We start from the raw sequence: 7,656 nt of genomic DNA, 5'->3' as shown, positions 1-7,656 counted from the left end.
CAACCTCGACATCATCCTTGCGGACCTGGTTCGGATTCCCGACATGCAACCAGGAACGATGCTGTGGGCCATGCTCAAGGGGTTGGCTATCGGCAGGGCACAACCAGGAGGCGAGCCGTTTGGGTTCGGGCTGGATGGCCAGGACTTTGCACACCAGCTGGGGCCGGCTGTGTATCCCCCCGTAAACGCCCTGCTGAAAGCCTGACGCCGAAAAATCTGGAACCCGTTCGCAACAAGAGGCGCTATCACCACCGGGGGGAGCGGCGGACGAGCAAGGGGTCATCCCCCACCCCCTTTGGTGGGGAGGGTAGCGGGTGCCCAGCTGGAGCGTGGCTGGTTGCCACGGGCCCTACCGTGTCAGCCATCATTTTTTCTTGGGGCGCAGCGCCTCCGGGAGCATGGACAGGAATTTTTCGGACTCAACTTGGCTGGGCGTTAGTGGCCTTGGCGGGTTGATCCCAACCAGAACGACCGCCTTTTCGTTGAGCTTATCCAGCTCCAACCGGTAGGTATTGCGCAGCCGGCGAAAGTCCAGAACGTCTCGAGAAACAGCGCGTTTCCGTGCTGTGATCAGCTCGGATGCCCGAAGTTCGCGAAGCCCCTTGCTGCGGGTGTCTTCGCTCAGACCGTATATTTTCTGGGCCCGGGAGGGGCTGAACCAGATGTCAGTCTTTGTTGCATCTCGCTGGCCCAGCTCGCCGAACAGCACCAACAACATGGCCAGCGCGGCACCTGACAGGGTGGCGACCCATCCATTGGTCCAGAGGGTGTCCGGTATCTGAATATAGCGGTGACGCCATTCCTCGCCAGTTCCCCGGGCTTTGTTGTAGGCGTCGCCAGGGAGCCTGTAGGCGGCGCCGTTGCCGCCTTCGTCCAACAAGGTGATTCTGTTGGGCTGTCCCGAGCGTCCCAGTACCTCAATCAGGTTGGCAGTGGCTAGCGCCGCAATGGCCTGCCGGACGCGCCGGGTGCCACGTCCCTCGCTATCTTCCAGGCCAAGGAGGAGTGCCCACACTCGAGCTGGGTACGCCAGGTCATGCGGGGGATTGACGGCAAACCATAGGAAGCTGAGCTCAAGCTTCAGCCGGACTTCGCCCCCGCGGCCGCCGCGCAAAATCTTTGCCATGGGAGGAACTTCGCCCTCTGCACGGACTGAGTCGTTGGAGCCGATAAAGGCAACGCGAACCGGGGCGTGGTCCCTCTTTCCCATTCGGCTTTTGATTGCCTGGGCCACATCGAGAGCTTCGTCGCTGGGCGTGCGGATGGTGGCGTTTGTGGTGGAACTGAGCTCGGCCATTTCCTCCCCCCTCGTGCTAGGTCATATGTGGCAATATATGGATATCTAATAGTACCGGCTGGAAAGGCAGTGGTCTATCGGTTGCAAACGTAAGGGTTGAATCGGGCAGAAACGTACTCTATGCGGTCAAAACGTTGCACTGTACCCCCCTTAGGTGATATGGTTGTATGGTCTGATTTGACTTGGTTGGCCTCGATGCCGTACAATGGAACTTGTAATCGCGAATGTCGCAAATGACGGTTCCGGCAAGGGCTGGGCAGCCGTCATTTCACTTTGGCGATTTAGGCGGAGCATGGCCCGTCTCGGCATTCCTGTGGCATCCCGTAAGGGGGTTTGGATTGTTGAGCTGGCGGTGGGTTCACCAGGGAGAAGCCGTTGAGGCTGTCAATAAAGCGGGTGCCGGCTAGGGGTCGGGGGGCCTGAGCACTTGAGACAGTCTCGATGGCTTTTTTCATGCCCAAAACTTTCCAGCCCGTATGGAACTAAAGCCGCTATCACCAGCGGGGAGCCCGCAGGGGCGTCAGGGGGTCACCCCCTACCTCATCTAAAAAAATGTGGAGGCAGGGGCGGGCCCATCATCCGTCCCGGAGCAAGCTATACATTTACACCGGTGTAAATGGCTTGGATCTCGTCGAGTCGCTGCGCTGGGCATGAAAAAATCCGAACGATGAGCTTCCAGGCAGGTCGCTGGCGCGAATCGAAGACGGCGTTGAGGTAGGTGCTGCATGCTGCCAAGTGGCGGAGGAGGTCCAGGATTTGCTTCACGTCATCCACCGCCGTGTTGGCGATGTCTGCTGCGTGACTGACGGCTTCAAGGACATAGATGGTTTCCATGGCCTACATGTGTGCGGCGCCGGCTTTTTCTCTCCCCACCTGCAGGCAGTCGCGGAGCATGGAAGCACACCAACTGCACACACGATAATGTCAGTTATCATGTGTGTATGGAACTGGACACGATCACCGCCCCGGCCGGAAACGAACAAAGGCACGGCCACATCATCGCCGCATGGAAGCTGGCGCAGACCTCACCGCACACGCTCCGGGCCTACAGCCGGAGCATGACGGACTACTGCGGCTGGCTCGATACCAGGGGGATGGACCTGTTGACGGTCCGCCGTCCCATCATCGACGGATACCGGCACACCCTGACGGGTGCCCCGGCCACGGTGGCGGCTAAGCTGGCGGCGCTCTCCAGCTTCTACCGCTACGCGGTCTCCGCTGACCTGATCGCATCCAACCCCGTCGAGCTGGTCAAGCGTCCCAAGGTCGATCCTGATCACTCCGGCACTGAGGGGCTGAGCAAAGACCAGGCACGCGCCCTGCTGGCGGCGGCACGGGCTGACGGCCCGCGCTCCCACGCCCTGGTGTCGCTCCTGCTGTTCACCGGGGTCCGGCTTAGTGAGGCGCTGAATGCCAGCACAACGGACTACGGCCACGACACCGGACACCGGACGCTGAGCATCCGGCGCAAGGGTGGCAAGGATGGCAAGGTGGCCGTGCCGGCTCCCGCCGTCGAGGCGCTGAACGCTTACCTTGGGACCACGGGCCGTGAAGTAGTAGCGGGTACGGCAGGCGGCGGCCTGCCGCTGTTCACGACGGCCACGGGCAAGCCCTGGAATCCCTCCGAGGCCTTCCGCACCGTGCAACGGCTGGCAAAGGCGGCAGGGATCGAGGGGCAGATCAGCCCCCACAGCCTGCGGCACACGTTCGCCACTATCGCGCTGGATGCAGGGACCACCCTGCATGACCTTCAGGACAGCATGGGCCATGCTGACCCACGCACCACACGCCGATATGACAGGGCAGGGCAACGGCTGGAGAAAGCGGCAGGATATGACGTGGCACGGGCGCTGGCCTGACGGGCCAGAACGTCAGAGGGGACGGCACAATGAGCACAGCAACGACAGGGACAACGTAGACATGGACATCGAAACCGCCACCGCAGACGACATTTACCGTCTGCTGCTGGACGTACAGGACAGGCTGGGGGAGCTGGTGGCAGAGGGCCGGCTCACGCTGGAGCGCGACGCCGAACAGACGCACGGCACGGCGCGTAACGCAGTGAGGGTGGCGGTGCATCATCTGGACGCAGCACGGCAGGTGCTGGCCGTGCTGGAGACCAAGGACTAGAGGCCGGCGCGGGACAGCAGGCAACGCTAGACGGGCACAGGGACGGGCTTAGGCCCGTCCTTTGTCGTGTCCGGTGTGCGGAACAGCGAATCCATCTCGTCGAAGAAGACCACCACAGGGCTGCCCTCGGAGGCCTTCTCCTGGGGCCCATGCGAGGCGGATGTGCCGCTCCGTCTTGTCGATGTACTTTTCGAGCAGCTCCGATCCCTTTTTTGATGTTCAGGAAGTAGCTTTTCATGTCCGTCTTGCTTACCGCTGATTCGGTGAGCATGGCCAGTGCGGCCAAGGAGATGGACGCTATGACCACCACGATGACCACCACCCGCAGGACCCCGCCCCAAGATTGTCCAGCCTGCGAAGATGTCCGGTCGCTGGCGAAAATGTCCGGCGCTTACAAGCTGGTCCAGCACAGCACCAGGAGCGTCTGGACGGCGAAGGACGCGGACGGCAAGCTCTGGCTGTTCGGCCACAGGCCGCATCGTCACACGGAGATGCAGTCAAGAAGACCACGGCCACAGGCCGGCATCGTCACGGAGAAGCGGTCAAGGCCTGACCCACACGAAAGGGGCCCGTCCAGTCCCCCCTGGACGGGCCCCTCTTGTTTGAAGATGTCCGCCTTATGCGCGGGGCGGTGGTTAAAGAGAAGCACCTTGCATAATGACCATAGTCATCACAGCAAGGCGCACGAGGTGGACTGCGAAGTGGAGGAGTGCTCCCGGCGGAGGGCCGTGCAGAACCAGCCAAGTTGTCAGGGCCACCAGGCGGCTGATGTGTCCCGCGGGGTCGAACAGCGCCGCAAGTGGAGCGCTGTGTAGGACCGCCCAGATCATCACGCCCAAGCGGGCGAGGTTCACCAAGAAGTTGAGCACTACCCACGGGATGCCCGCGGGCTTTGAGTAGTTGTAGTCTCCTGCTTTCATGAGAGTTTCCTTTCAAAAACAGAAAGAAACCGCTGCCCGGCTTGCACAACCGGGCCTCACAAGACCTACAGTTAGGTGTAGTCCATCCCTGGAAGGTCTCATAAACGGCAATACGTTGTGGCTGCCCCTGGGAAGCTGAAAGCCTCGCCTGATCCGCGGGGCTTTCAGCATCTCTGGGTACATCTGGCCAAGATGACCTTGTCCAGTAAGTCCAAGGTAAACCTTTTTGGGCGCGTGCCGCTGGAGACATCCGAAATTTGTTGCCTAGTTCGTTAGCGGGTTCCGCGAGCCTTCCACGGAACCCGTCACAGCAGCCCCTAGGCTCACATCTATGACACCCCCGTTAGCTACCGGAACAGCACCGGCGTTAGGTTTTGCCGCGGCGGCCAAGGCATGCGGCGTCTCGGAGTCCACACTCCGCAGGAAGCGCCCGGAACTGCTGGCTGCAGGAGCGGTCCAGACGCCAAAAGGCTGGTCCATCCCTGTCCCTGTCTTGGTCCAGCTCGGCCTGATGGATCGCACCACCGCGCCAGACCCGGTGGCAGCCCCTGAAAGCCCCACAGTTTCCCGGCAGGGACCCGTCACGACACCTGCCATACAAAACCCCTTGGAACCCCTTTTGGAAGCCCTGAGGGAGAAACTGGTCGAGGCTGAGAAGCGCGCGGCAGTGGCGGAAGCGGTCGCCGCGGAGAGGCAACGGATCATTGCTGCCCAGGAACAGACGTTGCGGATGCTGGAGGCGCCGAAGCAGGCCGTCCAGCAGCCGGCACCAGTCTCCGAGGCCGCAGCGGGTCCGGACCAGGCAACCCCGCCTGAGCCGACCAAACGGCGCTGGTGGACACGGTCTCCGTGGAGTTAGCTGGCCTGCTTCACTTTGGCTTGGTGAATGATCGTTTTGACCGTGCCCAGGGGCAGCCCTAGCTCGTCTGCAATCTCGCGGTACTTCAAGCCTTTGCCACGAAGGGTTAGTACGCCTTCCCGGCGTGCCGCTGCGCGCTCCAGGAACTCGTGCCGGGGTTCGGCAACTACCCGTCGGATATGGCGGGGAGTGCAGCCCATCAGTTCAGCAGCTTCCCGCGCCGTCATCTTCCGGCGTGCTGGAGTTTCTGCGCCGCTCACAAGACCACGCTCCTGATTAGTTCATCGTTGGCCATTTTCTGCGCGGTGCGTACGGCACCGCTGGCGGTGCCGCCGTTCCGGCCGCGTTCCGTCTGGATCTCAGTAAAGCGCTCGGGCGTGAAGTTGCGCCACGTCCAGCGCGAGACGGAGCGGGCGAGGTGGTCAACCTCCTGCCCGTCCAAGGGAACGGCGAACTCTTGGTTCACCGCCAGCGCATAGGCGTGCGTGACTTCTCCCCAGACCGTGGGGCCGTCGCTCCAGTAGCGACGGACACCGGGGTAGGACCAAAGGCGGACCCGGTTGAACAGGGCCACGTTGCGGCCCAAACCGGAGTTGTCCGCTGCCTTCCGGGGCAGCGTGCGGGGCATCCAGCCCCAAAGATCGGTCGCCAGCTCTTTGAGTGTGTAGAGCCTGTCAGTGCCCCAGACCGTATCCCAGTGCTCGTGGATCGGGTTCTTCGTCAGGAAGCCCGCGTAGCCGCGATCGGCATCCAGGGCGTTGACTAGGCCGGCTTCCACCCGTGCGGCAAACCGCATGGGCTCCAGCCGGGCGTTGTCCGTACGGCAGACGGGAGCTTTCAGCAGGTAGCCGACGTGGGCGCGTCCCGTGGGGGACTGCGCGACGTAGGACGGCGTGGGAACGCCGCTGGTCTGGTCCATAGCCCTGAGTAGGGCGTCGTCGTGGTCAACGTCGATGACCAGGGAGGTAATCAGGGCTGAGGGATTGGCTTGGATATAACGGCGCTGGAGCGCCACCTCGCGCCGCTGGCGGTAGGTCCCCTTGCTCAGGTCATCCGTGGCTGAGGGCCACGTCTGCCTGTAGGTCTGTGCCCAGGCATCCGCCGTCATTGTCATGGGAGTGACGCTATAGGGGAAGTGGCAAATGTTTAGGTAGGCGCGCAAGCCTTATCAGATACTCAAGGATTCCCCGCCGGAGCCCACTTGGCTCCCTTCGTCCCAGACGGTCACGCCGAGACCTGCCGTGACCGCGCCCGACTGAGTACGACAAAGGGTGCAGCTGAGCTCCATCCTCCAACCGGGAGGAAGGACAGCTGCACCCTTTGTCGGGTTAGAACAACGGCGGGTGGCCGATGAAGAACAGACGTGCCAGGTTCACCATGAAGCTGAGCATCGCCCAGGGCGGCTGAGCTTTCTTCGAGCGCTTGGCCAAGGAGTCTCCTTTCGAAGCATGCGAAAGGAACCGCTGCTGGCGGACTCGCCGCCAGACACCATCTGGACATAACCTAGGGGTGTGTAGTCGAATACACCCTTGGTTCAGATGACCGGTTCATCGGACTGAATCAGGAATCCTGAAGCCCGTTGGCGCGGGCTTCAGGCATTTAAAACAGCTGCCAGAATTTGGCTACCCCTCAAGCCTACTGACAATCACCGACACCAGAGTCTGCACTACCAGCGACCTACGACAAAAAAGACTGTTCCACCAAGGTTCCGCCCTAACCCGGAGGGCCCTCCGCTGGGGCTCCGGGCCTACCAACCCCGCGACCACTCCACCGGCCGCTTTGCCCTAACCCACCTTGTCGAAAATCGGGGGTTGGAGAGCCGTCTTCCTTACTGGAGTATGGAAAGTGGGTGGGTCAGTAAGATGGGCCGCTGGAGTTATGCGGGAGCGGGACGGGGCGGAAATGGCAAGGCCAAAGGATCGGTATCAGCGGGGTTGCAGCGTCTGCAGGAGCACGCTGCCCCGCCACGAGCGAGGCGGCGACCACCACTCCCGCGGGATGTGCCGGAAACACTACGACCAGTGGAAGGCCACTAAGCCGTTCTGCAAGCAGACCGGGTGTTCAGCCCGGATCGGCCTGACGGCCAACGACTCCCGGCAGGGATACTGCCGGCTACACGATCACTTGCTCCTGGGGGAGCCGCACCGGAAACCCGCGTCCATCGAGCTGACCCTGAACAAGTTCGTTGCCCAGATCGCCAGGGAGACGAATGACCGCGGATGCTGGCTGTGGGAAGGACGGGACAACGGCAAGGGCTACGGTCTGATCAGCGTGGGAAACCATGACTGGCTTGCCCACCGGTATTCCTACGGATCCTTTGTCGGCGGCCACCGGCCCCAGCTGACCACTCTCGATCACGTCTGCCGCGTCCGGAACTGCGTCCGGCCGGACCATATGATGCCGATGACCAGGCTCAGGAACACCGAGCTCGAGCACAAGGACAACGTCGA

10 protein-coding genes and 1 pseudogene are annotated in these 7,656 nt (G+C 62.2%); 5 read left to right on the top strand and 6 right to left on the bottom strand.

Annotated features, from left to right (window positions below):
- Window positions 1–205, top strand: a 205-nt coding sequence (locus ACVWYS_RS20525) for a hypothetical protein (protein ID WP_456510320.1), incomplete at its 5' end; no start/stop codon positions are given.
- A 159-nt stretch (window positions 206–364) separates the two neighbouring features.
- Here ACVWYS_RS20525 and ACVWYS_RS20520 read toward each other — a convergent pair.
- Window positions 365–1,297 (bottom strand): hypothetical protein, encoded by a 933-nt coding sequence (locus ACVWYS_RS20520; RefSeq protein ID WP_456510319.1) that lies wholly within the window; start codon window positions 1,295–1,297, stop codon window positions 365–367.
- 594 nt (window positions 1,298–1,891) lie between these two features.
- Window positions 1,892–2,131 (bottom strand): hypothetical protein, encoded by a 240-nt coding sequence (locus ACVWYS_RS20515; protein ID WP_456510318.1) that lies wholly within the window; start codon window positions 2,129–2,131, stop codon window positions 1,892–1,894.
- Between the two features lie 107 nt (window positions 2,132–2,238).
- On the opposite strand from ACVWYS_RS20515, the gene ACVWYS_RS20510 reads away from it, so the two are divergent.
- Together ACVWYS_RS20510 and ACVWYS_RS20505 are read left to right on the top strand one after the other, a co-directional pair.
- Window positions 2,239–3,156 (top strand): tyrosine-type recombinase/integrase, encoded by a 918-nt coding sequence (locus ACVWYS_RS20510; RefSeq protein WP_456510317.1) that lies wholly within the window; start codon window positions 2,239–2,241, stop codon window positions 3,154–3,156.
- Window positions 3,157–3,217: 61 nt separating this feature from the next.
- A complete protein-coding gene (locus tag ACVWYS_RS20505; protein ID WP_456510316.1) occupies window positions 3,218–3,427 on the top strand; it encodes a hypothetical protein in 210 nt (69 codons plus the stop codon).
- A gap of 65 nt (window positions 3,428–3,492) precedes the next feature.
- Here the strand turns inward: ACVWYS_RS20505 and ACVWYS_RS20500 are convergent.
- Window positions 3,493–3,671, bottom strand: a pseudogene (locus tag ACVWYS_RS20500) (AAA family ATPase); the annotation flags it as partial.
- 391 nt (window positions 3,672–4,062) lie between these two features.
- Window positions 4,063–4,347, bottom strand: a complete 285-nt coding sequence (locus ACVWYS_RS20495; RefSeq protein WP_456510315.1) for a hypothetical protein — start codon at window positions 4,345–4,347, stop codon at window positions 4,063–4,065.
- A gap of 607 nt (window positions 4,348–4,954) precedes the next feature.
- On the opposite strand from ACVWYS_RS20495, the gene ACVWYS_RS20490 reads away from it, so the two are divergent.
- On the top strand, window positions 4,955–5,206 hold the full coding sequence (locus ACVWYS_RS20490) for a hypothetical protein (RefSeq protein ID WP_456510314.1): 252 nt from the start codon (window positions 4,955–4,957) through the stop codon (window positions 5,204–5,206).
- Here the strand turns inward: ACVWYS_RS20490 and ACVWYS_RS20485 are convergent.
- Complete coding sequence (locus ACVWYS_RS20485; RefSeq protein WP_456510313.1) at window positions 5,203–5,466, bottom strand: sigma factor-like helix-turn-helix DNA-binding protein; 264 nt, start codon at window positions 5,464–5,466, stop codon at window positions 5,203–5,205. The genes ACVWYS_RS20490 and ACVWYS_RS20485 overlap by 4 nt on opposite strands.
- Window positions 5,463–6,320, bottom strand: a complete 858-nt coding sequence (locus ACVWYS_RS20480) for a replication initiation protein (protein WP_456510312.1) — start codon at window positions 6,318–6,320, stop codon at window positions 5,463–5,465. Before ACVWYS_RS20480 ends, ACVWYS_RS20485 begins: the two co-directional genes overlap by 4 nt.
- 884 nt (window positions 6,321–7,204) lie before the next feature.
- On the opposite strand from ACVWYS_RS20480, the gene ACVWYS_RS20475 reads away from it, so the two are divergent.
- A partial coding sequence (locus ACVWYS_RS20475; RefSeq protein ID WP_456510311.1) for a hypothetical protein occupies window positions 7,205–7,656 on the top strand: 452 nt, incomplete at its 3' end.

The sequence above is a fragment of the Arthrobacter sp. TE12231 genome, assembly GCF_054062895.1.
Note: the sequence above shows the minus strand (reverse complement) of the source record. Positions and strands in the feature narration are given on the sequence as shown.

Bases quoted from the DNA above. Each gene is read 5' to 3' on its own strand.
- ACVWYS_RS20520 (WP_456510319.1), bottom strand. From the start codon at position 1,297: ATGGCCGAGCTCAGTTCCACCACAAACGCCACCATCCGCACGCCCAGC.
- ACVWYS_RS20515 (WP_456510318.1), bottom strand. From the start codon at position 2,131: ATGGAAACCATCTATGTCCTTGAAGCCGTCAGTCACGCAGCAGACATC.
- ACVWYS_RS20510 (WP_456510317.1), top strand. From the start codon at position 2,239: ATGGAACTGGACACGATCACCGCCCCGGCCGGAAACGAACAAAGGCAC.
- ACVWYS_RS20505 (WP_456510316.1), top strand. From the start codon at position 3,218: ATGGACATCGAAACCGCCACCGCAGACGACATTTACCGTCTGCTGCTG.
- ACVWYS_RS20495 (WP_456510315.1), bottom strand. From the start codon at position 4,347: ATGAAAGCAGGAGACTACAACTACTCAAAGCCCGCGGGCATCCCGTGG.
- ACVWYS_RS20480 (WP_456510312.1), bottom strand. From the start codon at position 6,320: ATGACAATGACGGCGGATGCCTGGGCACAGACCTACAGGCAGACGTGG.